This window comes from Rummeliibacillus pycnus (assembly GCF_002884495.1).
GTDB classification, from domain to species: domain Bacteria; phylum Bacillota; class Bacilli; order Bacillales_A; family Planococcaceae; genus Rummeliibacillus; species Rummeliibacillus pycnus.
Genome location: NZ_KZ614145.1, coordinates 1 through 23149 on the forward strand (window position 1 = coordinate 1; position 23149 = coordinate 23149).

The 23149-nt window shown below is 35.5% G+C and carries 23 protein-coding genes, 20 tRNA genes and 1 rRNA gene; 37 read left to right on the top strand and 7 right to left on the bottom strand.

Annotated features, from left to right (window positions below; all coding sequences use genetic code 11):
- The first annotated feature begins 201 nt into the window (after positions 1 to 201).
- From rrf to CEF14_RS00165, 32 genes are all read left to right on the top strand, one after another.
- Positions 202 to 318 (top strand): 5S ribosomal RNA (rrf, locus tag CEF14_RS00010).
- Positions 319 to 327: 9 nt separating this feature from the next.
- A tRNA-Val gene (locus CEF14_RS00015) sits at positions 328 to 403 on the top strand.
- A 12-nt stretch (positions 404 to 415) separates the two neighbouring features.
- Positions 416 to 491: transfer RNA gene (locus tag CEF14_RS00020), tRNA-Thr, on the top strand.
- A 15-nt stretch (positions 492 to 506) separates the two neighbouring features.
- Positions 507 to 582: transfer RNA gene (locus CEF14_RS00025), tRNA-Lys, on the top strand.
- 16 nt (positions 583 to 598) lie between these two features.
- Positions 599 to 683 (top strand) — tRNA-Leu (locus tag CEF14_RS00030).
- 47 nt (positions 684 to 730) lie between these two features.
- Positions 731 to 805: transfer RNA gene (locus CEF14_RS00035), tRNA-Gly, on the top strand.
- Positions 806 to 810: 5 nt separating this feature from the next.
- Positions 811 to 899, top strand: a tRNA-Leu gene (locus tag CEF14_RS00040).
- Between the two features lie 35 nt (positions 900 to 934).
- Positions 935 to 1011: transfer RNA gene (locus CEF14_RS00045), tRNA-Arg, on the top strand.
- A gap of 4 nt (positions 1012 to 1015) precedes the next feature.
- Positions 1016 to 1092: transfer RNA gene (locus CEF14_RS00050), tRNA-Pro, on the top strand.
- Positions 1093 to 1108: 16 nt separating this feature from the next.
- Positions 1109 to 1184: transfer RNA gene (locus CEF14_RS00055), tRNA-Ala, on the top strand.
- A 28-nt stretch (positions 1185 to 1212) separates the two neighbouring features.
- Positions 1213 to 1286, top strand: a tRNA-Met gene (locus CEF14_RS00060).
- A 7-nt stretch (positions 1287 to 1293) separates the two neighbouring features.
- A tRNA-Ile gene (locus CEF14_RS00065) sits at positions 1294 to 1370 on the top strand.
- A gap of 16 nt (positions 1371 to 1386) precedes the next feature.
- Positions 1387 to 1479: transfer RNA gene (locus CEF14_RS00070), tRNA-Ser, on the top strand.
- Between the two features lie 27 nt (positions 1480 to 1506).
- Positions 1507 to 1583, top strand: a tRNA-Met gene (locus tag CEF14_RS00075).
- 4 nt (positions 1584 to 1587) lie between these two features.
- A tRNA-Asp gene (locus CEF14_RS00080) sits at positions 1588 to 1664 on the top strand.
- 28 nt (positions 1665 to 1692) lie between these two features.
- Positions 1693 to 1768: transfer RNA gene (locus CEF14_RS00085), tRNA-Phe, on the top strand.
- Between the two features lie 4 nt (positions 1769 to 1772).
- Positions 1773 to 1846: transfer RNA gene (locus tag CEF14_RS00090), tRNA-Gly, on the top strand.
- Between the two features lie 4 nt (positions 1847 to 1850).
- Positions 1851 to 1927: transfer RNA gene (locus CEF14_RS00095), tRNA-Ile, on the top strand.
- A 9-nt stretch (positions 1928 to 1936) separates the two neighbouring features.
- A tRNA-Asn gene (locus tag CEF14_RS00100) sits at positions 1937 to 2013 on the top strand.
- A 3-nt stretch (positions 2014 to 2016) separates the two neighbouring features.
- Positions 2017 to 2107 (top strand) — tRNA-Ser (locus CEF14_RS00105).
- Positions 2108 to 2110: 3 nt separating this feature from the next.
- A tRNA-Glu gene (locus CEF14_RS00110) sits at positions 2111 to 2182 on the top strand.
- Positions 2183 to 2589: 407 nt separating this feature from the next.
- Positions 2590 to 3363: a MerR family transcriptional regulator gene (locus CEF14_RS00115; protein WP_245890213.1), complete on the top strand. Its 774-nt coding sequence runs from the start codon at positions 2590 to 2592 to the stop codon at positions 3361 to 3363.
- 191 nt (positions 3364 to 3554) lie between these two features.
- Positions 3555 to 4049 carry a TraR/DksA C4-type zinc finger protein gene (locus CEF14_RS00120; RefSeq protein WP_102690949.1) on the top strand — a complete coding sequence of 165 codons (495 nt, stop codon included), beginning with the start codon at positions 3555 to 3557 and terminating at the stop codon, positions 4047 to 4049.
- A gap of 129 nt (positions 4050 to 4178) precedes the next feature.
- Entirely contained in the window at positions 4179 to 5129 is a 951-nt protein-coding gene (locus tag CEF14_RS00125; protein WP_102690950.1) for a dipeptidase, read from the top strand.
- A gap of 148 nt (positions 5130 to 5277) precedes the next feature.
- Complete coding sequence (locus tag CEF14_RS00130; protein WP_102690951.1) at positions 5278 to 6660, top strand: isochorismate synthase; 1383 nt, start codon at positions 5278 to 5280, stop codon at positions 6658 to 6660.
- A complete protein-coding gene (gene menD / locus CEF14_RS00135) occupies positions 6653 to 8380 on the top strand; it encodes a 2-succinyl-5-enolpyruvyl-6-hydroxy-3-cyclohexene-1-carboxylic-acid synthase (RefSeq protein ID WP_102690952.1) in 1728 nt (575 codons plus the stop codon). The genes CEF14_RS00130 and menD overlap by 8 nt, the downstream gene beginning before the upstream one ends.
- Positions 8368 to 9192, top strand: coding sequence for a 2-succinyl-6-hydroxy-2,4-cyclohexadiene-1-carboxylate synthase (gene menH / locus CEF14_RS00140; protein ID WP_245890012.1), 825 nt, complete (start codon positions 8368 to 8370; stop codon positions 9190 to 9192). The genes menD and menH overlap by 13 nt, the downstream gene beginning before the upstream one ends.
- Before the next feature lie 12 nt (positions 9193 to 9204).
- On the top strand, positions 9205 to 10023 hold the full coding sequence (gene menB, locus CEF14_RS00145) for a 1,4-dihydroxy-2-naphthoyl-CoA synthase (RefSeq protein WP_102690953.1): 819 nt from the start codon (positions 9205 to 9207) through the stop codon (positions 10021 to 10023).
- A gap of 234 nt (positions 10024 to 10257) precedes the next feature.
- Positions 10258 to 11694: an o-succinylbenzoate--CoA ligase gene (locus tag CEF14_RS00150; protein ID WP_102690954.1), complete on the top strand. Its 1437-nt coding sequence runs from the start codon at positions 10258 to 10260 to the stop codon at positions 11692 to 11694.
- A 132-nt stretch (positions 11695 to 11826) separates the two neighbouring features.
- A complete protein-coding gene (locus CEF14_RS00155; RefSeq protein WP_102690955.1) occupies positions 11827 to 12783 on the top strand; it encodes a LytTR family transcriptional regulator DNA-binding domain-containing protein in 957 nt (318 codons plus the stop codon).
- Positions 12784 to 12927: 144 nt separating this feature from the next.
- Entirely contained in the window at positions 12928 to 13776 is an 849-nt protein-coding gene (locus CEF14_RS00160) for an ABC transporter ATP-binding protein (RefSeq protein WP_102690956.1), read from the top strand.
- Positions 13773 to 14483, top strand: coding sequence for an ABC transporter permease (locus CEF14_RS00165; RefSeq protein ID WP_102690957.1), 711 nt, complete (start codon positions 13773 to 13775; stop codon positions 14481 to 14483). The genes CEF14_RS00160 and CEF14_RS00165 overlap by 4 nt, the downstream gene beginning before the upstream one ends.
- Before the next feature lie 70 nt (positions 14484 to 14553).
- Here the strand turns inward: CEF14_RS00165 and CEF14_RS00170 are convergent, their stop codons facing one another.
- Together CEF14_RS00170 and CEF14_RS00175 are read right to left on the bottom strand one after the other, a co-directional pair.
- Entirely contained in the window at positions 14554 to 15435 is an 882-nt protein-coding gene (locus CEF14_RS00170; protein ID WP_102690958.1) for a DMT family transporter, read from the bottom strand.
- 92 nt (positions 15436 to 15527) lie between these two features.
- Entirely contained in the window at positions 15528 to 16703 is a 1176-nt protein-coding gene (locus CEF14_RS00175; RefSeq protein WP_102690959.1) for a PucR family transcriptional regulator, read from the bottom strand.
- Positions 16704 to 16959: 256 nt separating this feature from the next.
- Here CEF14_RS00175 and CEF14_RS00180 point away from each other — a divergent pair, with 256 nt between their 5' ends.
- Positions 16960 to 17355 (top strand): hypothetical protein, encoded by a 396-nt coding sequence (locus CEF14_RS00180; protein ID WP_102690960.1) that lies wholly within the window; start codon positions 16960 to 16962, stop codon positions 17353 to 17355.
- 44 nt (positions 17356 to 17399) lie between these two features.
- On the opposite strand, the gene CEF14_RS00185 is transcribed toward CEF14_RS00180, so the two are convergent.
- Entirely contained in the window at positions 17400 to 18278 is an 879-nt protein-coding gene (locus tag CEF14_RS00185; RefSeq protein ID WP_102690961.1) for a LysR family transcriptional regulator, read from the bottom strand.
- A gap of 118 nt (positions 18279 to 18396) precedes the next feature.
- Between CEF14_RS00185 and CEF14_RS00190 the strand changes: the two genes are divergently transcribed.
- Positions 18397 to 18723 carry a GlpM family protein gene (locus CEF14_RS00190; protein ID WP_102690962.1) on the top strand — a complete coding sequence of 109 codons (327 nt, stop codon included), beginning with the start codon at positions 18397 to 18399 and terminating at the stop codon, positions 18721 to 18723.
- 183 nt (positions 18724 to 18906) lie between these two features.
- Positions 18907 to 19476, top strand: coding sequence for a manganese efflux pump MntP (locus tag CEF14_RS00195; RefSeq protein ID WP_102690963.1), 570 nt, complete (start codon positions 18907 to 18909; stop codon positions 19474 to 19476).
- Positions 19477 to 19527: 51 nt separating this feature from the next.
- Here the strand turns inward: CEF14_RS00195 and CEF14_RS00200 are convergent, their stop codons facing one another.
- Positions 19528 to 19845, bottom strand: coding sequence for a monooxygenase (locus tag CEF14_RS00200; RefSeq protein WP_102690964.1), 318 nt, complete (start codon positions 19843 to 19845; stop codon positions 19528 to 19530).
- Positions 19846 to 20062: 217 nt separating this feature from the next.
- Between CEF14_RS00200 and CEF14_RS00205 the strand changes: the two genes are divergently transcribed.
- Positions 20063 to 20497 carry a Dps family protein gene (locus tag CEF14_RS00205; protein ID WP_102690965.1) on the top strand — a complete coding sequence of 145 codons (435 nt, stop codon included), beginning with the start codon at positions 20063 to 20065 and terminating at the stop codon, positions 20495 to 20497.
- A 65-nt stretch (positions 20498 to 20562) separates the two neighbouring features.
- Here the strand turns inward: CEF14_RS00205 and CEF14_RS00210 are convergent, their stop codons facing one another.
- The 3 genes from CEF14_RS00210 to CEF14_RS18840 form a co-directional block, all read right to left on the bottom strand.
- Positions 20563 to 21537: a metal ABC transporter solute-binding protein, Zn/Mn family gene (locus tag CEF14_RS00210; protein ID WP_102690966.1), complete on the bottom strand. Its 975-nt coding sequence runs from the start codon at positions 21535 to 21537 to the stop codon at positions 20563 to 20565.
- A 99-nt stretch (positions 21538 to 21636) separates the two neighbouring features.
- A complete protein-coding gene (gene yidD, locus CEF14_RS00215; protein WP_102690967.1) occupies positions 21637 to 21870 on the bottom strand; it encodes a membrane protein insertion efficiency factor YidD in 234 nt (77 codons plus the stop codon).
- Positions 21867 to 22037, bottom strand: coding sequence for a hypothetical protein (locus CEF14_RS18840; protein ID WP_170061388.1), 171 nt, complete (start codon positions 22035 to 22037; stop codon positions 21867 to 21869). Before CEF14_RS18840 ends, yidD begins: the two co-directional genes overlap by 4 nt.
- Before the next feature lie 235 nt (positions 22038 to 22272).
- Here CEF14_RS18840 and CEF14_RS00220 point away from each other — a divergent pair, with 235 nt between their 5' ends.
- A complete protein-coding gene (locus CEF14_RS00220; RefSeq protein WP_102690968.1) occupies positions 22273 to 23046 on the top strand; it encodes a M15 family metallopeptidase in 774 nt (257 codons plus the stop codon).
- Positions 23047 to 23149 lie beyond the last annotated feature (103 nt).

The window sequence follows — 23149 nt, forward strand, 5'->3', positions numbered from 1 at the left end:
CAAGGTAGATAGGTTCGAGGTGGAAGTGTGGTGACACATGGAGCTGACGAATACTAATCGATCGAGGACTTAACCAAAAGTTGTTTTAAGAACTTCAATAAGCGTTTATCCAGTTTTGAAAGAATAAAAAACTTTCTCAAAAAAAGTTCTTGACTTTCAACGAGAATATGATATAATTATTCTTGTCCTTAAGAAAAATAGTCTAGTAATGATGGCAAAGAGGTCACACCTGTTCCCATGCCGAACACAGAAGTTAAGCTCTTTAGCGCCAATGGTAGTTGGGGGCTGTCCCCCTGCGAGAATAGGACGTTGCTAGGCTGTACATATGGAGGATTAGCTCAGCTGGGAGAGCACCTGCCTTACAAGCAGGGGGTCGGCGGTTCGATCCCGTCATCCTCCACCATATATTTAACTTGCCGGTGTAGCTCAGTTGGTAGAGCAACTGACTTGTAATCAGTAGGTCGAGGGTTCGACTCCTTTCGCCGGCACCATGTTTCTTTTAAAATGAGTCATTAGCTCAGTCGGTAGAGCATCTGACTTTTAATCAGAGGGTCGCTGGTTCGAATCCTGCATGACTCACCATTTTAAATTTAATATTGCGGGTGTGGCGGAATTGGCAGACGCACTAGACTTAGGATCTAGCGCCGCAAGGCGTGGGGGTTCGACTCCCTTCACCCGCACCATTTATTAAAAATTCAATAAGTTGCCAGATTAAATAACACATGCATATGCGGAAGTAGTTCAGTGGTAGAACATCACCTTGCCAAGGTGGGGGTCGCGGGTTCGAACCCCGTCTTCCGCTCCAAATATGCCGGGGTGGCGGAACTGGCAGACGCACAGGACTTAAAATCCTGCGGTAGGTGACTACCGTACCGGTTCGATTCCGGTCCTCGGCACCATATTTTAATAAAATTAAATGATTTGATTTATATATGCGCCCATAGCTCAACTGGATAGAGCGTCTGACTACGGATCAGAAGGTTGTGGATTCGACTTCTGCTGGGCGCACCATTTCCGGGAAGTAGCTCAGCTTGGTAGAGCACTTGGTTTGGGACCAAGGGGTCGCAGGTTCGAATCCTGTCTTCCCGACCATTTTGAATAAAAGATTGGGGCCTTAGCTCAGCTGGGAGAGCGCCTGCCTTGCACGCAGGAGGTCAGCGGTTCGATCCCGCTAGGCTCCACCAATTTAAATTCACCAACTAATAGTATTATGGCGGCCTAGCTCAGCTGGCTAGAGCGTACGGTTCATACCCGTAAGGTCGGGGGTTCGATCCCCTCGGCCGCCATACTAAAGGACCTTTAGCTCAGTTGGTTAGAGCAGACGGCTCATAACCGTCCGGTCGCAGGTTCGAGTCCTGCAAGGTCCACCATAATTTATTTGATGTCGGAGGAATACCCAAGTCTGGCTGAAGGGATCGGTCTTGAAAACCGACAGGCGGGTCAAACCGCGCGGGGGTTCGAATCCCTCTTCCTCCTCCATTATTTATAAAGTAACTATACAATTATCGCGGGGTGGAGCAGTTCGGTAGCTCGTCGGGCTCATAACCCGAAGGTCGCAGGTTCAAATCCTGTCCCCGCAACCAAAATGGTCCGGTAGTTCAGCTGGTTAGAATGCCTGCCTGTCACGCAGGAGGTCGCGGGTTCGAGTCCCGTCCGGACCGCCATTTTTTATTAAATCTATTAACTTATTATGGGTCGGTAGCTCAGTTGGTAGAGCATTAGATTGAAGCTCTAAGTGTCGGCAGTTCGATTCTGTCCCGACCCACCATAATGCGGGTGTAGTTTAGTGGTAAAACCACAGCCTTCCAAGCTGTTGTCGGGAGTTCGATTCTCCTCACCCGCTCCAAAATGGGCCTATAGCTCAGCTGGTTAGAGCGCACGCCTGATAAGCGTGAGGTCGATGGTTCGAGTCCATTTAGGCCCACCATTTTATTATTCCGAAGTAGCTCAGTTGGTAGCAGCATCTGACTGTTAATCAGAGGGTCGCAGGTTCGAGTCCTGCCTTCGGAGCCATATGGAGAAGTACTCAAGTGGCTGAAGAGGCGCCCCTGCTAAGGGTGTAGGTCGGGTAACCGGCGCGAGGGTTCAAATCCCTCCTTCTCCGCCAGTTGGCCCCTTGGTCAAGCGGTTAAGACACCGCCCTTTCACGGCGGTAACACGAGTTCGAATCTCGTAGGGGTCATAATTAAAACCTTTGGAACATTAAGTTCCAAAGGTTTTTTTGTTTTGATACTTTCTGTTCTCTGTTCTATTAAAATTCTCTTAATGTGGATTCTTTGTAAATATTCACGCAAGAATCTGTTCCAACCACAAAACATACCTCCTAAACCACGAAATAAACATTGCACTCCACGAAAAATTGGAATGTATCCTTCAAACAGACAACTTATTCAACTTAATGGTCATCCAAAAAGAACTGTACGATACCTTGCAGAAACATAGTCCTACTAAGTAAGAAGAAGGTAATCAACCTTGCCAGACTTGGGATTTTGAAATGAATTATATAAAAAACAAAATAGATTGATGAAATGGAATGGCTAAAAACTAATTAAAAATATTGACCTTTACGTTACGTTAATTTGTATAGTGATGTTAATGGAGGTGATTGAAATAGAATATACTATTCAACAACTTGCTAAACTTTCTGGTGTTACAACGAGAACACTTCGATATTATGATGAAATTGATTTGTTAAAACCTCTAAAATTAAGTGAGGCAGGGTATCGAATCTACGGGGATTGGGAAGTAAAACTATTACAACAAATCTTATTTTATCGTGAATTAGGATTAAAACTTGAAGAAATCAAAAGAATTATTACACATTCAAATTTTGATATTAAAAATGCTTTGTTAAATCATCGCAAAAATTTATTATTCGAGAAATCAAGAATAGAAAAAATGTTACTAAATGTTGAAAGAACGATAAAAACAATGGAAGGGGAATATGAAATGAATGATGCTGAACGTTTTGAAGGTTTTAAAGATGAAATGATTCAGAAAAATGAAAAGTCCTATGGTGATGAAATTCGTAAAACGTATGGCAATGATATAGTAGAAGCTTCAAATACAAAATTACGTGCAATGAACGAAAAACAATTCAAAGAGAATCAATTAATTGGAAAACGAATGATTGAGTTCTTAAAAATCGCAATGCAGCACGGAGATATTTACAGTAAAGAAGCGCAGGAGGCTGTAGAATGCCATAAAAAATGGTTAACTGAATATTGGCCTTCTTATTCTAAAGAAGCTCACAAGGGGCTTGCTGATATGTATATAGCAGATGAACGATTTACTGCTTATTATGATCAACATCAAAAAGGCATGACTCAATTTTTACGTGATGCAATATATGCTAATGTTTGAATGATAAGTAAGGAACTCCAGGAGTTCCTTTTATTTTGTTGAAATGAATTGACTCTCGCCATGAAGTAAAATAACCTGATTTTTCCTTTTATAAAAGCATGAAAACAGCTATATTTTTTTAAAATGTATTGAAATATGTGCGTTGAAATGAGAATTTTGGGGAATAAATAGGACAGAATGGAGGTTGTACAATGACAGATCAACAATTACAAACACTAAAGAAAGCATTACAAGATGAGCTTAAAAGGATAAAAGAAAGACCAGAAAATGATGAAACTTTTATATCGACTGAGCTTTCTAACTATGATAATCATCCAGCCGATCAAGCGACAGACATGATGGATTCGGCAACGGAACTTGCGATGGATAAATTTCACGAATTTCAGATAGATAAAATTGAGAAAGCTTTACGAGCAATAGATGAAGGAACCTATGGGTATTGTACTGTTTGTGGTGGAGAAATCCCCTTTGAACGTTTAGAGGCTATACCAAGTACCCTGACTTGTGTTGAACATTCAGAAAGAACAGCTGGTACTCAGGAGAGACCAGTAGAGGAAGGAATCCTAAATGCAACAACATCTGATCCGAGTAATTTTAAGGACTATAGAATTGATGGAGAAGACAGTTTTCTTGTAGTAGAGGATTATGGTTCTTCTGATACCCCATCTGATATGGGGCATAATTAGAAATACATGACAAGTTCTTCAGTAACTTATGGAAAAAACAGTAGAGCCAACAAATCTGTTGGCTTTTTCTTATGCAACCCATACTACATATTCTTGTATAATAGAGTAAAAAAATGGGGAGGTAGGCATATGAAAATTATTGATTTACATTGTGACGTGTTATATCAACTATCAAAGACCAGTGAACCAATTCAATTTTCGCAAGCAGCCGAACTTCAAGCGAGTAAAGAGAAACTTCAAGCAGGGCATGTAATTGTACAGAATTTTGCTATTTTTATAAGTGAGGATGTTCCTCCAGTTGAAAAATTCACAGAGGCTATGCGTCAGGTTGAACTTTTTCACACGAATGTATTACAACCAAATCCTGAATTTGTCCATATTACAGATTGGAAACAGTTAGAGTCATTAAAAGAAGGGCAAATAGGTGCATTTTTAAGTTTGGAAGGTTGCGATGCAATTGGTGACGATCTTTTTAAATTACAAGCTTTTCTCGATGCTGGTGTAAAATTAGTTGGCCTTACTTGGAACTTTGAAAATGTTGTAGCATTTGGAGCAGAGGAAGCTCCTGATAGAGGTTTAAAGCCATTTGGAAAACAAGTTGTTAAGTTATTAAACGAAAAAGATATTATTATCGATGTATCACATTTAAATGAACAAAGTTTTTGGGATGTGTTACCTTTGGCAAAGCATATTATTGCTAGTCATTCAAATGCTAGAGCATTATGTGATCATCCACGTAATTTAACAGATGATCAGGCATTAGCACTGGTGAAAAATGGAGGCCATATACATGTTGTGTATTATCCGCCTTTTATAAGAAGGGATACAGAAAAGGTAACTTTATTGCATTTAGCAGAACATGTAAGCTATTTGGTAGACTTAGTAGGTGTCGAGAATATTGGATTGGGCTCGGATTTTGATGGGATCAATCAAACAATTAACGGACTGGAAACTGCAGCACATTCACAGAATTTAATCACAACTTTGTTACAACAACTTTCTAAGGAAGAAGTGCAGATGATAGCACATAGGAATTTTTTGAATTACGTCAAAAATATAGAAGAAAATCGAAGCATGTAGAGAGATTTTTTTCTACATGCTTTTTTATAAGCGGTTAAATAAAGCAAATAAGTGCTCAATCCGCTAGAAAGATGTATGATAGTATAGGATATTGAAGTATGTACGAGTAGATTAGCAATATTTATATCTACTGACGGAGGGAATTTTCATGAATCGTAAGTTGTCGACAACAACCGGCGACCAAATTGAGACAGAAAAGTCGACACTGCAATTTTTTTCAGAAACAATTGAAGTGAATCGATTATCAGCATTAGCCTTTTTTGAAGCAGGGGAAGAATTCTTTGCAGGTCAACGATATTATTGGCAAAATCGTGAGAAAACTTTTACACTCGTTGGCTTAGGTCATGCGTATACGATTACAAGTCAGTCAGAGAAACAACGTTTTGATGATGTAGAACAACAATGGAAAAAGCTAACTCAGCATGTTGTAACAAATGACCAAGCGTTACAACCAATTCTGTTTGGAGGTTTTACCTTTGATCCTGAAAATGGAGTAACTGGTGAATGGGAAGGCATACCTCAAGCCTTTTTTGCTGTTGCAACCTATCAGCTTGTAATGCGTAATGACCATGTTTATATTAGTACCAACTACATTGCAGAGCAGGAAAATCCACAAGTATTTGAACAACTTTGTAAAAAACGTGATGAACTTATGCATACTGCTCAAGTAAAAGCATTGAAAACGTATTCAAAACCACAAGTGAAAAGTAGTTTTGAACCATATAAAGAAGAATATTTGGAATCTATTAAACAAGTGACATCTTTAATTCGTCAGAAAGAAGCAGATAAAGTGGTTATTGCTCGATCACTTGCCTTACAATTCGAAGAAGCTGTTTCTTCGCCAAATGTATTATCCCAAATTATTTTGGAACAACCAGAAAGTTATTTATTTGGGTTAGAATATCAAGACAAATTGTTTTTTGGTGCTTCACCTGAACGATTAGTAAAAGTTGAAGATTCTTATGCGTATTCTTCTTGTGTAGCAGGATCAGTAAAACGTGGGAAAACTGCTGAAGAAGATGAAAAATTGGGACAAAGTTTATTAAATGATGCCAAAAATCGTTCTGAACATCAATATGTAGTAGATATGATTGGTAACACATTTAAAGAAAATTGTTCAAGCTATGATATTCCATCACAGCCAAAACTTTTGAAAATTAGAGATATTCAGCATTTATTTACGCCAGTGGAGGGTCAATTAAAAAATAATGCAACGATCTTGCAATTAGTAAAGACATTACACCCGACACCAGCTTTAGGTGGTGTACCTCGTAACAGAGCAATGGAAGTTATACGAGCGTATGAACCCATGAACCGTGGCTATTACGCAGCACCAATTGGTTGGTTAGATGCAGAAGGTAATGGGGAATTTGCAGTTGCTATTCGTTCTGCTTTGTTACTTCAAGATAAGGCTTTCTTGTATGCTGGTGGAGGGATTGTTGCAGATTCGGAACCACAAAGCGAATATGAAGAAACACTTGTGAAATTCCGTCCGATGATTCGAGCTTTAGGAGGACAATTACATGAATAACAAGGAGATTTTGACAAGCTATGTATACAAGCTTGTTGCATCTTTGTATCAAGCAGGGGTAAAAGATGTTGTAGTAAGCCCAGGGTCACGTTCAACACCTTTAGCATATGCCTTTGCCCATACAAAAGAATTTCAAATGTACCGTCAAGTTGATGAACGCTCAGCAGCCTTTTTAGCTTTAGGGTTAGCTAAAGCGAGTGCACGTCCGGTAGTACTTGTTTGTACATCAGGTACGGCGGCTGCTAATTACTTTCCAGCGATTGTGGAAGCAAAATTATCACGTATTCCTTTAATTGTATTAACGGCTGATCGTCCACATGAGCTTCGTGAAGTAGGAGCACCACAAGCGATTGCACAACCGAATTTATATGGCAATCAAGTAAAATGGTCCGTTGATTTTCCATTGCCAGATGAATTTCCAAATACCTTACCTTTTGTAGAAAGACATATAGCTCGAGCTGTAGCGATTGCTTTAACTGCACCAGCAGGACCTGTTCATGTGAATGTTCCGTTCCGTGAGCCTTTATTAATCGATTTTCAAGAAAAATTACCAGTAGGTTCATTTATCGAAAGTATATCGCAAGAAATACGTCCAAGTGAGCATGCTATGAATGTCTTGGAAACGGCAATTGAAAGAGCAAGAAAAGGTATTGTGATTGTAGGAGAATTAGCACAAGATACAGATTTAGAAGTTGTTTGGAACTTTATCCGCCATCTTCAATGGCCGATTTTAGCGGAAAGCTTATCACATTTACGTGCAAACGTACCAAATGATTGTGCAAAGTATATAATCGACCAATATGACGCTTTATTGAAAAATGAAACATTTAAAAATATAGCAGAATGCGATACAGCGGTCCGTTTTGGCTCACAGCCAGTTTCCAAACCATTAATGCAATTCTTAACAACAGTTCAGCCATCAACATATTTAGTTATTGATGAAGATCCGATGTTTCGTGATTCATTGGCTATTACAACACATCATGTTCAAGCAACAATTAGTAGATGGTTAGATGATCTAACCATCACACCTGCTAATACGGATCCAACATATGTTGAACAATGGATTTCAGCCAATCAAATTGCGACGCATCAAGTAGAAACGTATATTCAAGAGATGACTGATGAAGGTGCACTTGTGGCTACTTTATTTGAACATTTGCCAGAGCATAGTGACTTGTTTGCAAGTAGCAGTATGCCTATCCGTGATGTGGATACTTTCTTCAATAAGACTTCAAAAGATGTTCGTATTTATGCGAATCGTGGTGCAAATGGGATAGATGGAGTTGTATCAACTGCAATTGGTACGCAATTAGCTACAAAACGTGATTCCTATTTATTGATTGGGGATTTAGCATTTTTACATGATTCAAATGGATTGATTGCATCTCGTTATCAACGATGTGATTTAACGATTGTTGTCATGAATAATGACGGAGGTGGTATTTTCTCTTATCTTTCTCAAGCAACTGTTGAAGAACATTATGAAGAATTATTTGGGACACCATCTGGACTTCAATTCGCTGATTTAGCAAGAATGTATGATGCTCAATACCATGTAGTACGAACTATAGATGAATTTGCACACGTACTGGACACACCTAAAGAAAAGCCACTACGTATTATTGAAGTAATTACAAATCGTATGAACAACGTTCAATCGCATCGAAAGCTATGGGATTCCATTGGTAAGGAGTTAGATGAAAAATGGCAAGCGTAATGACATCTATAAGAGGATTAAATGTCCATTACCAAATACTCAATCCACAAGCTGAAAAAACACTTGTTTTTCTACATGGATTCACGGGTAGTACGAAAACTTGGGATTCGGTAATTCCATTTTTTCATGGCACTTATCGTATTATAACATTAGATTTAATCGGACACGGTTTAACAGATGCACCATACAGTGTCCAACGTTATTCAATGGAAGAACAAGTTGAATTATTGCATGATTTCTTTGAGGCAAGAAGGATTCCTTCCTTTACTTTAATCGGTTATTCTATGGGGGGACGTGTAGCACTTGCTTTTACACTAAAATATTCGGATATGGTTGAACAACTAATATTAGAAAGTTCATCACCTGGCCTTCCGACATTAGAAGAACGGGCTATTAGAAGAAAGAATGATCATGCATTAGCTGATCGTATTGAAAAAGATGGACTTGAGTCTTTTGTGAGTTATTGGGAGAATATCCCGCTGTTTGAATCCCAAAAGAAACTTCCGATTTCTGCGCAACTTGCTATTCGTTCTGAACGATTCGAACAACGTGCGGTTGGATTAGCTAATAGTTTACGTGGGATGGGAACAGGTGAACAGCCTTCTTATTGGAAACAATTGCATAACTACACAAAACCTGTACTTTTAATGACTGGTGAATTAGACAAAAAATTTGAACAAAAGGCTTATAACATGAAAAAAAGATTCCAATGTTGCGAAAATGTGATCGTGCCAAATGTTGGGCATGCAATACATGTGGAAAATCCACAAACTTTTGCTACAATAATAGAGGAACATCTAGAATATATTTAGGAGGACTTATTAATGACTCGTGAATGGGTAACTGAACATGTCTATGAAGATATCAAATATGAATCTTATAATGGCATTGCTAAAATTACAATTAACCGTCCAGAAGTAAGAAATGCATTCCGCCCAAAAACAACTGCAGAAATGATTGATGCATTCACTCGTGCTCGCGATGATGCTAAAATTGGTGCAATCATTTTAACAGGTGAAGGTGAAAAAGCATTCTGCTCAGGCGGAGATCAAAAAGTACGTGGTAACGGTGGTTATGTTGGTGATGATAATATTCCACGCTTAAATGTACTGGATCTTCAAACATTAATCCGCAAAATTCCAAAACCAGTAGTGGCAATGGTAGCAGGTTATGCAATTGGTGGAGGACACGTACTACATATCGTATGTGATTTAACAATCGCTGCTGAAAATGCTCGCTTTGGACAAACTGGTCCAAAAGTTGGTTCATTTGATGCTGGTTACGGTGCAGGTTATCTAGCACGTATTGTAGGCCATAAAAAAGCGCGAGAAATCTGGTACTTATGCCGTCAATATGATGCACAAGAAGCACTTGATATGGGACTTGTAAACACAGTTGTTCCTTATGAAAAACTAGAAGATACTACTGTAGAATGGTGCGAAGAAATGCTTAAAAAATCACCAACTGCTCTTCGTTTCTTAAAAGCTTCATTCAACGCAGATACAGACGGTTTAGCAGGCTTACAACAACTTGGTGGTGACGCAACTTTACTTTACTACACAACTGATGAAGCAAAAGAAGGTCGCGACGCATTCAAAGAAAAACGTGATCCAGACTTTGGTCAATTCCCACGTTTCCCTTAATCGGTAAGTTACTCAATATTGTATTATTTCTTTATAAAATGAACATCCGGAAAGTCAGAAATATAGACTTTTTAGATGTTCATTTTTTAATTAGTAAATCAATAGTATTCGCTATTATCATGATAGATTGAAAAAACTTTTTAGCAGTATCAAAATAATACGGGTTTTTTCAATTTTTACTAGGATAATGATATGATAAAAGAGATTAACTTTAAATTAAGGGTGACATATAACATGATTCCAAACTGGATTATCCAACGTTCAACATTGACACCTGAACGTGTAGCAGTACGATTTGAAGGTAATTCGTGGACATATCAAGAAATACATGAAAAATCATTAGATCAAGCGAAACGACTACTAGCACTTGGTGTGAGACCTCATGACCGAGTTGCCATTTACGCTACATCCACTCCACAAATTATTTTCATGATTTGTGGCTGTATGCATTTACAATGTGAAATGGTGTTATTAAATTTACGCTTAAGTAAAACTGAATTAGTATATCAAATTGAAGACTCTGAAGTTGTTGCGATACTAGCTGAAGATGGGCTAGTAGAAAAATTACCTGAGACAACTATTCGTGTTTATCCATTTTCAGTAGTTGAGAAAGAACGCCCTGATGATTTTACACCAGTATCGGAATGGGCAGAAGAAGATACGATGACGATCATGTATACTTCGGGTACAACAGGATTTCCAAAAGGGGTACGACAAACGATTGGCAATCATGTATCTGTTGCCACTTCCTCTATGTATAACACAGGATTAGTTGAGAATGATGCATGGCTCTGTACGGTTCCTTTATTCCATATCAGTGGATTTTCTATGTTATGTAAATGCCTATTACATGGAGTTCGTTTAGATTTATACCGCAAATTTGATGTTGAAAAGGTTGTAGATCAACTTGTAGAAGGTTCTGTAACACGAATGTCAGTCGTTGCTGTAACATTAGAGCGTATTTTATCAGAGCTTGAAAAACGTAAACAACAAGTATCTAACCGTTTTTTGACGATGCTTGCAGGAGGAGGACCAGTGCCGATTGACTATTTAAAACGAGCAATCGATCGAGGTATACAAGTTTCTCAAACATATGGAATGACTGAAACCTCATCACAAACTGCAACATTATCAAGTAAGGATGCACTAAGAAAAATTGGGTCAGCTGGAAAGCCTTTATTTTTCAACCAGATCCAAATTGCAGATGCAAAAAATCCATATGATCAAGGCGAAATATTAATACGAGGAGCGCATGTAACACCTGGTTATGTTGGACGTTTTGCGAATAAGCCTTCCCAAGTAAATGGCTGGTTGCATAGTGGGGATATTGGTTATTTGGATGATGAAGGATATCTATTTGTCGTCGATCGACGTTCTGATTTAATCATTTCTGGTGGAGAGAACATTTACCCTGCAGAAATAGAAAATGTATTAATTTCTCATCCAAGCGTTCGTGAAGCGGGGGTTTGTGGTGTGGAAGATGATCAGTGGGGACAGGTACCGAATGCATTTGTTGTACTTAAAGATATAGTAGATACAGAAAAGCTGATAGCATTTTGTAAAAAGCATTTAGCTGCTTATAAAGTTCCTAAAAAGGTCTATATTGTTAAAGAGCTCCCTCGTAATGGCTCAAATAAATTATTGCGCCGCAAATTGCAAGAATTGATATGAAAAGTAAAATTAATGATTCATCGGTTGACTTTGTATAACCGATGGATTTTTTTGTGATTTTATTAAATGTAATCTGTAATAATTTCCATAATATTATATAATTTTATTAATTAGGAAGGTGATTTCAATTATATGAAGAATTTTCAACAGCAAATATCAATAGATAGTTTGATCATTGGAGGTGTAACCCATTGTCCACCCATCGATTTATCATTAGAATCAGGGATAATAACGGGATTATACTCTGATGTTAATAAAATTGAGTATATGATGAACCAACTTCAAGGTGATCCTGCTATTAATATTCATTTTCGTCAGGATGGTCATTATGACAGATTGTCCATTTTAGAAAGTATTAAATTTGAATGTGCATTATACAATGTGAAGATTAATGTGGATGACGTCTTAAAAATGATAGGATTATTCGATCAAAAGAATGTGAAAATGAAAAATCTAACATATTCCGAATTACAACGTGTAAGACTGGCTAAATTATTTATACACGAAAAACCAATACATATTTTACAAGAGCCATACCAAAATTTGGATAATAAGTCAAAGGAAATTGTTAACCTTGTTGTGAAAACTTTAAAGAATCAAGGTAGTGCTGTTTGTCTTTTTACGACAAATTTAGAAGATCTAATCCATTCTACAGATAAAGTATTCCGAGTAGATGAAAAAGGATTGAAACTAATTGATTTACAAGAAGTAAATGATTTTACCCAAAAAGAAATTCCAGAAAAACTGACTATTCAATTAGAGAAAATTCCTACTAAAATGAACGACAAATTGATCCTTTTTAATCCACCTGAAATTGATTATATTGAAAGTATTGAAGGAATCGTCAATGTTCACGTAAATGGTGATGCATATCCTTGTTCTTTAACTTTAAATGAGTTAGAAAAGCGGTTAATGCCGTTTGGTTTTTTTAGATGTCACCGTTCTTATATTGTAAATCTCCAAAAGGTTAGAGAAATTATTACGTGGACAAAGAACAGTTATAGCTTAATCCTATCAGGGAAAGAAAGAGGAAATGTACCATTATCGAGAAGTAAATTAGTCGAATTAAAAGGAATCATAGGAATATAAATATTTCTCGGGAAATAAATGTACTCAACTGACAAGGAAATAGTACAGTTCACCGACATATAACGTCATTCAGCCAAATTTAGATGTGTTTCCATCTACTCATGTGTATGCTTAGAGCATGAACCATATATAGGAGGTTTCAAGATGGAAACAATCATAGAAGTTAACAGGTTACAAAAGAAATTTCAAAAGGATTATGCAATTCGAAATGTATCTTTTAATATCCAAAAAGGTGAAATCTTTGGTTTCCTTGGACCGAGTGGTTCGGGAAAAACGACAACTATTAAAATTTTAACTGCACAGTTAACCCCATCTAGCGGTGAAGTAAGAGTTTTTAATAAAGAAACAGGTAATCTTAAATCATCAGAAGCAAGAAGTCGTTTTGGTATCTTAACAGATAATAGTGGACTATATGATCGGCTTACGATTGAGGAGAATCTTATTTTATATAGAAAAATATATAATTTGGAAGAAAATTCAGTAAAGTTAGCTCTTGACTTTGTTAATTTATATGATGAGAGAAAAAAGCGAATTAATACTTTATCAAAAGGTATGAAACAACGTGTAATGCTCGCTCGTACAATTTTGCATCAACCAGAGCTCCTCTTTTTAGATGAACCGACTTCTGCATTGGATCCTGTAAATAAGTATCATATATATGAAGGGCTTCGAAGCTTAAATGAAAGGGATACAACTATTTTTCTTACAACTCATGATATGACAGAAGCAGATACTCTTTGTGATCGAATTGCCTTTTTAAATAAAGGTGAAATTTGTGCGATCGGCACACCGAAAGAGCTTAAAAGGCAATTTGCTGATGATACATTAACTGTAGAATTAAAAAATGGTCATCAGAAAATTATCAGTAAAGGTATAGAAGATGCTGACAAAATGTTTGAATGGATGCAAGGAAATTTAATAGAGCGAGTATGGACAAACGAGCCTAGTTTAGGGGAAATTTTTGTTCAAGTAACAGGGAGGAAATTGTTATGAATTTATCTATTAAAAGAATGCAGGCAATTTTACTAAAGGACTATAAAGAATTCTCTCGAAATATGGCGGTATCTTCAATGGTATTTCTGCCTTTAATCTTAGCTGCAATTTATTCCCGAATGGGTGTTGATACGATGCAGGGACTTTTTATGCCCATTAATATGACTTTCTCTGTAGTTGCAACTTATATCCAATGTAGCATAATTGCTGAGGAAAAGGAAAAAAACACATTAAGAAATTTGATGCTATCTCCTGCAACGATTCCGGAAATTTTGATAGGAAAAAGCATGTTAACTTTTATCGTCACTATAATTATTGTGACTGGCTGTATGGTTTTATCTGAATACAATCCTGGAAATTTATTGATTATGATTGTTGCATTACTTTTATCAACTATTTTTTATATTGCTGTAGGGACATTACTTGGTTTGTTTGCTAAAACCGTAATGGAATCTTCCGTTATTGTCCTACCGGTCCTTTTTATATTTTCTTTAGGACCTGTTGTAAAAGTCTATATAGAGAATTATCCAATTTTGAAAGTAGTTGAATGGTTGCCAAGTACTCAACTAATTATGCTTGGGGAATCACTAGAAACAAATTGGGGAATATGGGATGTCATACAACCTTTTATCATCATAGCATTGTGGATATTGATTGCAATAATTGCAACTGTGAGCGTATATAAAAAGCGAATGGTGGATGAGTAGTTATGAAAAAAAGCTTCAAATTATTGAAGCTTTTTTATAGTTGTTAAACAAATATTGTAAAAGGTATTTGCTATCGGATGTTTTTTATGATGGCTTTTTTAGGATATGCAGGCTTTACTTCTGCAATAAGAATAGCACTCAATATCAATACAGCGCCAATAATCATACGGGGTGTTAAAATTTCATGTAAAAATAATACCGACATTATCATACCAAAAAAGGATTCCAAGGAAAGAATAATGGCTGCTTTTGTTGCGGTGGTATATTGATTTGCTATATTTTGGAAAAGGTAAGCAACAGTTGTTGAGAAAATAGCTAAATAGACAACTGAGTACAAGCCACCCTTTTCTAATGTTATAGGTGCATCTCCTTGAACAATTACCACTAAATTACTAATGATAGCAGCTGTTATGAATTGAATGATTGTAAGTTGTATAGCATCTTCTTTTTTGACAAAAAGATTTGTACAAAAGATATCAAAAGCAAATCCTACAGCACAAGCAAGTGATAAGGCATCGCCAATGTTCATGGTAAATGAGCCTTGTAAGGATAAGCACCCAATCCCTATAATGGCGAGAATAGATCCAATTATTTCGTATCCATCAATACGTCGTTTATAAATGGCATATGTAATGATGGGTACAATTATTATATTTATTGCTGTTAAAAACGCATTTTTGGAAGGTGTAGTGTATTGTAAACCTACTGTCTGTAGGGAAAAGGCAATATACAAAATAATTCCTAAGGTGACACCTTTCCAAATAACGGACTTGGTCACTTTTTTTAGTTTGTAACCAAAAAGAATGATCAAGATAAGAGAGGCTAATAAAAATCTTCCGGCCATTACCTGGTAAGCTGTTAAATATTTTAGTGCAATATCCGTAACGACAAAGCCACTACCCCAAATGATGGCGGTAAAGAGTAATAAGCTATTAGCTATGTATGGTTTCATCTTCGTTCTTCCTCCTAACTCAAATAAGGATAACATGAGATGAAAGACAATAATTTGTGTACAATTCTAAACTTTCAGGTGGATTTTTGTATTTATTCAAAAACGATAGAAGCTTTTTCGATGTAATTGTGGAGTAAGTACAATTTAACCGCTGCAGACAATTGTTCATAAAAAATAAAATCATTATCAACGGGTGTAATTAGTTGACGTATTTTTGTCATTCGATACCGAATAGTGTTCGGATGGCAAAAATGCGAATAGGCTACTTCTTTGATATTTCCTTTTTTAAGGATATAAGTTATGGCGGTTTCGATTAAATCAGGATCTACCTTTTCATCTAAAAGTGGTCCGAGATACTTGTGCACAAATTTCATTGCAAATGGAGCATTCTCTCGATAAAGTTCAATCAATAAAGTATCAGTTGCAAGTTTTTCATATTGACAAGTAGATTGAAGATTAATTTCAGCCATTATACGGGCAAAAAAAGCTTCTCTAACTGCAAGATGCATGGTTTTATGCGTAAATTGCACTTGGCTATATCCAATGGTAAGTAATTCTTTTGGAATAGCGTACATTGTCAACCATTCATTTAAAATTTTTTCAAACTGGAAACACTGAGATGCACTAGTCATTAAGATAAAAATACTTTTTTTATAAGTACATAAAATGCCTGATTTTAGTAATCCTTCTAATTGAAAAAGAGTATCCATACAATCAGTATTTTCAGTTGCTACCATTCCAATATTTGCAACAAATACATACTTTTCGAAAGGTCTATTCATTTGTTGTAGGAAGGAATGCAATTGCTTCTCATTAACTTCGTTTTCAATAAAATTCTTCATAATATTCTCTAAGATATGTGCTTTATCTTGTTTTTTTGTATAAGCCACTACCTCTAATATAATATCTTCAAAAAACTCATCCGCTCCAAATTGAAGTATGGGGAAATTTTGCTCGTCTGCGAAGGCAATCACTTCATCAGGTAGATTTTGAAATATAACTGGTTTATAAGCTAAAGCACTAACTCCGAGTTCAATTAGATTTTTGATCGTATCTATTAAATATTCTGGTTTTTCCTTTGCGAATAATAAGCTACTTAAGACAACACTATGTGGATTAAAAATAGTCTCTCTTACTGTTTGAATATCTGGCGAAAATTCAAAATCAAGGATTTCAACGCTTTTGACAGGATTAGATAATCCATTATTCCCTGCAACAATTAAGAAATCTTTTGTAATGGGTAGTTGCAAAAAATTTTTTACATTCATTTGTAGCTCAATCAACCTTTCGTGTAGCGATTATTTAGTATCGTAACATCTTTTCGAGTGAATGATGTATATTATTTGTCAACTTTTTGGATATTTTCTTTAGCATTTTATAAAAACTAGTGGTTTAGAAGAAATAGTAGTCATATCAATTATGTTTGTCCCATAAAACTATATTAAGGGAAAAGCCTTAGGTAAGGTTAGAAAATTGGCGAACGATCTAGGGGGGAGTTTTATTACTAAAAGTGAATCATACAAAATGAAAAACAGTGTATATGTTCTAGTTACTGGCGAAGTAATTTTATTGGTTACAACTTTAATGACTCAAAAGATTAGTATAGCAATGATGTTAGCAATCCTTTTTTTAATGGCAGTTCAATTCATTTGTTTAACAATGGTTAATTATAAAAGTCCTCAGGTAAACCATGACATTCAATGGTTTCTAACGCTATTTACTTGGTTCTTATATATTCCCATTTTTTTGACTACAGCAGAGAACCTCATCCAGCCAACTCTAGGTTACTTTATAAGATTTTGTGCAATTATAGAGATCTCTTATGTACTTATTGCAATAAGTGTAATTTTCTCTGTAAAATACCAGTATGAAAAGAATGATTCAGTTATGAAAAATAAGGAAGAAGCTTCTAATCAATAAGGGGAAGAGGATATGTCTCGTAAAGGGGCATATCCTTCTCTTTTTTATCCATTTTTTTGTACCCATTCTTGTAAGAAGGGAATGAATTTTTTACTTGAAGGGGATAAGCTTTGCACAGATGAATTTGTTAAAATACCAATTGTGCGTATATAGTTTCCTTCAATTGGCTTTGCACAGATCTCTGGTAAATGTTCTTTAATAAGTAACTCGGACAATAAACTAATTCCTAATCCTTTTTTAACCATCGCAATAATTGCTTCATCACCGCGAATTTGATAAGCGATATTAGGTGAGATTTTTTCTTTTTTAAAGATGAATTGAACATCATGGTGTGAATCCTCATAAGGCATGATACAAGGTTCAGTTGCAAATGTTTTCAGCTCTATTAAATGATGGTTTGCTAATATATGATGGTTTGGTAATATGGCTAACATTCGATCATTCTTCAAAGGTATAAAATTAGAATTTTGAATGATTTGGGTTGTACCGATTCCAAAGTCAATCTTACCATTTTCTAGCCATTGTTTTATCTCTTGTGAATTTCCTTCATATAATTGGATTTGAATTTTAGGAAACTTTTTATTGAATAAGCTTAGTACTGTAGGCATCCAGTGAACACAAACGCTAGTATAGGCTCCGATTCGTATTCTCCCAACTTCCATTCCATTAATTTCATTTATCGTTTCAGCTAATCGTTGGGCACGTTTCAATAGATCCTGCATAATCGGTAATAAAACAAGACCATTATCTGTAGGTGATACCCCAGATTTCCCTCTAATTAATAAAGAAAATCCATATTCATCTTCTAAGCTACTAATCATGTGACTAATACTGGGTTGTGTATAATCAAGTTTTTTCGCAGCTTTTGTTAGACTGCCATATTCAACAGCTGTCACAAAAGCCTTTATTTTATTGAGTGACATATCATTACCACCATCTATAAAGGTTTTCTATATATACTATGCAAAACATTTAATTTACTTATGGCTAAAATACCATTACAATGGCAACAAATCAAGATTGTCGTTAGGAGCTAAAATTGTGGGATATGTGATCCAATTTATCATTGGTGGCACAGTGATGATGCTTGCCGCTATGTTAAGTAAGTCGAAGTATTTGTTCTTATCAGGTGTTATTACGCTTTTACCTATTTTGACTTTGATGAATTTAAATTTACAAGTTCATAATATGACAGCCGAAAATTTTCACATGACACAACGTAATGGTATTGTGGGAGCTGTGGGTATGGTTGTTTTGGTAGGAGGCATTTATTTACTTACCAACTGGGTAAAACCTGGTCAAGCTATACTAATTGCTTTTGGAATTTATATTGTTTATATGGTGGGAACGAGATATTTAATTGCATAAAAGAAGGGATTTAGAAAAAACATTTTCTAGGTCCTTTTTTTATTGATGTGGATTTTATTTGAAAGCTAGCGATTCCTTAAAATCTGCCGTCTGTAGTGAAATGGAGATAAAAGATGGGTTAGCGCAAAACTGAATCTCTGCATATGATGAGATGAATAGCTGAATCGTTACAGGGAGGATTTTATGCATTGGATCACCATTATTTTGATTGGAATTGCTGCAAATTTAGATAACTTAGGAATTGGGCTTTCTTATGGTGTAAAGAATACCAAGGTACCCCTTACTTCAAATGTTACAATAGCAGCCATGTCGATGATCGTTACTTATTTATCTATAATGATTGGGAGTACACTTATTGAATTTATCGCACCTAACAAAGCATATTTTGTAGGTAATCTTCTGCTATGTATCATAGGTTTATATACGATAATTTCGTATAAATTTTCTTCTACAACATCAGCAGAAAACTTAGAGGGAATCGATAAAGATCGAAATAATATCATATCTTTTAGGGAAGCGTTAGTGTTAGGACTAATCTTATCGATAAACTGTTTAGGTAGTGGAATAGCCATCGGGGCAAATGGGATTTCAGCTATTTGGACAGTAATTTCTATTGGTTTCTTTTCGATTTTAACATTTGCAATTGGTGGCCATTTTGGTCTTCTGCTTTCAAAAACATTTATCGGAAAGTACTCTACGATCATATCAGGCGTGATCCTTATATTTATCGGGATATTGGAGATGTTTATTTAAATCTTTTGTTTCATTCAATTTATGTAGGGAATAGCTCTTTAATCGTAAGAGCTATTCCTCTAAAACATCAATTGGACCATGGTTAATATTCGTAAGAATCTTATTTATGTCGAAAATTTTACCGCTTATTTGAGTAATTCCGAAGCTTGTAAGACGTTTAGTATGCATTTCAAGATACTTTTCTGCGTTCTTTTTTGTATTAAACAAATAGATACCACCAGCTTCTTTTGTATCAGCATTCTCTGTCCAAATTTTCCAAATAACCCCGTCTTCATCATTAATACTTCGTGCAAGTCCTTCAAATTCTTTTGCCATGTTGTCCCCAAACGGTCCGTTCATTTTGAAATCTACTTGTAAAATATACGCCATTTTAATACATATCTCCCTTAACGTTTTTTGATCATTCATTTATTAAGTTATTTGATAATTTGTACGTTGATGAATGAGTTTATTCAAAAATAAGAGTATGTCTTTTGTTAAATTTAGAAATCATAAGTGTGGTGCTTTTATTTATTGTTTAGCACGCTTCGAATTGTGGAATAGTAAAAGCGTAGTAGGTTTACAATGGATAGGAGCGTGTATCTATATGTCAAATTTACAAAAAGAATTAAATCAGCTTGTAGCTTCATGGTCTGTTTTATACATGAAACTACACAACTTTCACTGGTATGTGAAGGGATCAGCGTTTTTTACACTACACCTTAAATTTGAGGAGCTTTATAATGAGGCATCAGAACATTTGGATCATATAGCCGAGCGAATATTAGCTCTAAATGGACAGCCTATTGCAACTTTAAAAGAGCACTTGGAGATCTCAGAAATTAAAGAAGCAGTAGGTAGTGAAACCGCAGAACAGATGGTTAAAACACTAATTCAGGATTTTGAAACAGTAATGAGCAATCTAAAAGCTGGTATGTCTGAAGCAGCAAACAATCATGATCATATGACTGAGGATTTATTAAATTCTATTTATCAAAGTTTAGAAAAGCATGTATGGATGTTGAAGGCTTTTTTAGGATAATCGATTTGAATGTAGCAATTTACAATTCATAAGAAAAGCCCTGCAAAATTTGCAGGACTACCATCTTATTTTTCTAAAGCTTTCTCAAATGTCTTTATATTTCTATGCATTAAAGTAAAGTAATCTTCATGCTTCTTTATGTCATCATTTGTTAATACGCTTAGGTTATGCAGTGTAAGAGATTTCGCACCCACGTCTTGTTCAATTACTTTTGCCAAATTTGAAGATACATTTTGTTCAAATAGGATATAGTGAATGTGATCTTTTTTTGCTTGATCGACGATTTTTGTTAGTTTTTGTTGAGATGGTTCATCTTGTGAATTTAAGCCTGCCACAGAGACTTGGTTGAGTCCATAAGTTCCAGCAATATAGCCAAATGCAGCATGTGAGACAAAGAAATTTTTATTTGGTGCTTTGTTAGCCATTGTTTTAAAATCGCTATCTAAGTTTTTAAGATCTTTAACAAGTGATTGATAGTTTTTTTCGAATTCTGCTTTGTGATTAGGTTGTGCTTTGACCAACGCATCTTTAATTGAAAGTGCTAAATCTTGGCTAATGATAGGTGACATCCAAACATGTGGATCTACATGATTATTTTCATGACTATGTTGATCGGTTGTAGCATGCGTATGCTCATCTTCGTCATCATGTCCTGTGCTAACAGCCAACTTGTCTTTTGATACATTCGCAGCTGTTTCAACGAACTTTACATTTTCGTTTTGTAAGGATTTTTTTGCATTCTCAACGAATCCTTCAAGGCCTAATCCGATAAAAAAGAAATAATTTGCATCTGCTACATTCATCATATCTCTTTGGGTAGGTTCAAAAGTATGTTCGTTAGATCCAGGAGGATAGATGGACGATACTTCAACATAGTTACCACCAATTCGTTGTGTAAAATATTCAAGCGGATAAACTGTTGTGTAAATTTTTAGTTTGCCGGTATTATTTTTAGATGTTCCAGCTTCTTTGTTTGCACCACAAGCTGCAGTAAAAACAGCTAATAAGGCAACAAGAAAAATGGAGAAGATTTTTTTCATTTTCACACCTCTTAAATAGTAATCATTACGATTTGATTCGAACAATAATTACTATACAAGATTTCTATAAAAAAAACAATAGAAAAAACCTCCAAAAAGTTATTTCTTTTTTGGAGGCCATTCTTCAGGAACGGGATCATAGCCACCTTCACAAAATGGTTGGCAGCGTAAAATCCTACGTATGGTTAGGTACCCACCTTTTATAGCACCATGTTTTTCGATTGCTTCAATGCCATAGTTTGAGCATGTTGGATAGAAGCGACAGCTTGGTGGTTTTAAAGGTGAAATCACTTTTTGGTAGAAGCGAATAGGTAAGATTAAGAGCTTTTTCACTTCATCTCTTCTTTCTTTTGGTGGTTGTAAAAATTCTCAGTTGGCTTTGGATCAATTGTTTTATGTGAATTTTTTTTATTATTTTTTGCTACAAAAAAGATTAAAACAATTGCTAATAACACTGTAAGTATAACAACAGGCATAATAGCGATCCATGCAATTGACATTTTATTCACTCCAATATTTAATACATCTCTATTTTATCGAAACTCTATCAATAGTTATAGTATAGTGCTTACAAAATAAAAAATTCTGTGAACGTTTCATGAAACCTAGTAATTCCTATTAAAATATCAAAATTATACTGATTCAAAAGTTGCGTTGATTTATCAGGAAAAGTAAAATAATTAAAATAAGTAAATTATGGAAGTGTAAATTAATTGGAAGGAGTTGGCTAAAGAAATGGAATCATCTCTATCAACAATTAAACATATTGATCAAATATATAAAGTAACTAGTCAGATGAATATCCGTAAAGGCGCTGGTGTAAAATATTCTAAAATTGATCAAGTTGATCAAGGAATTTTCGTTAAAGCAACTGAATTCTATAAAGGCTGGTATAAGATAAATTATAAAGGGAATATTGGGTCTGGCTGGGCGCCTGGAAAATATTTAGAAATTGCGCCTGTCAATTATAAGGAAGCTGGATTAGTTGAGTTAACAGAAAAAGATGGTTTTGTTATTGATTTGCATTATGCGACAAAAAAGAATTTTATGGGGTATAGGTTATATCCAAAAAAAGCAAAAGCATTAATGACAAAATCAACGGCCAAAAAATTAAAAAAAGCAAATAAATTAGCAAACAAAAAAGGCTATAAGATTAAAATTTGGGATGCGTATCGTCCCTTAAGTGTACAGTGGGAAATGTGGTATAAGATACAAAACCATATGTATGTAGCATACCCATTAGAGGACTCAAAACACAGTAAAGGTGTTAGTGTTGATGTAACACTTGTTGATCGTAAAGGAAAAGAATTAAAAATGCCAACAAAATTTGACTCTTTCTCGGAAAAAGCAGGACGTAGCTATCCCAATAACTCTAAAAAAGCTCAACAAAATATGGAGTTTTTAACTGAAATCATGTTAGAAGCAGGTTTTACTGCAATTAGCTCTGAGTGGTGGCACTATAATGATTCAAATTCCGATTTTCCTACGCTTGACGTACCTGTAAAATAGAGATTTATACATACACCTTTCTTTCCAAAAATAATAAAAAATACTTAGTTTAAATTTGTAGTGATGTGGCAAGATAAATTGAGCCGAAAGAAAGGAAGATGCC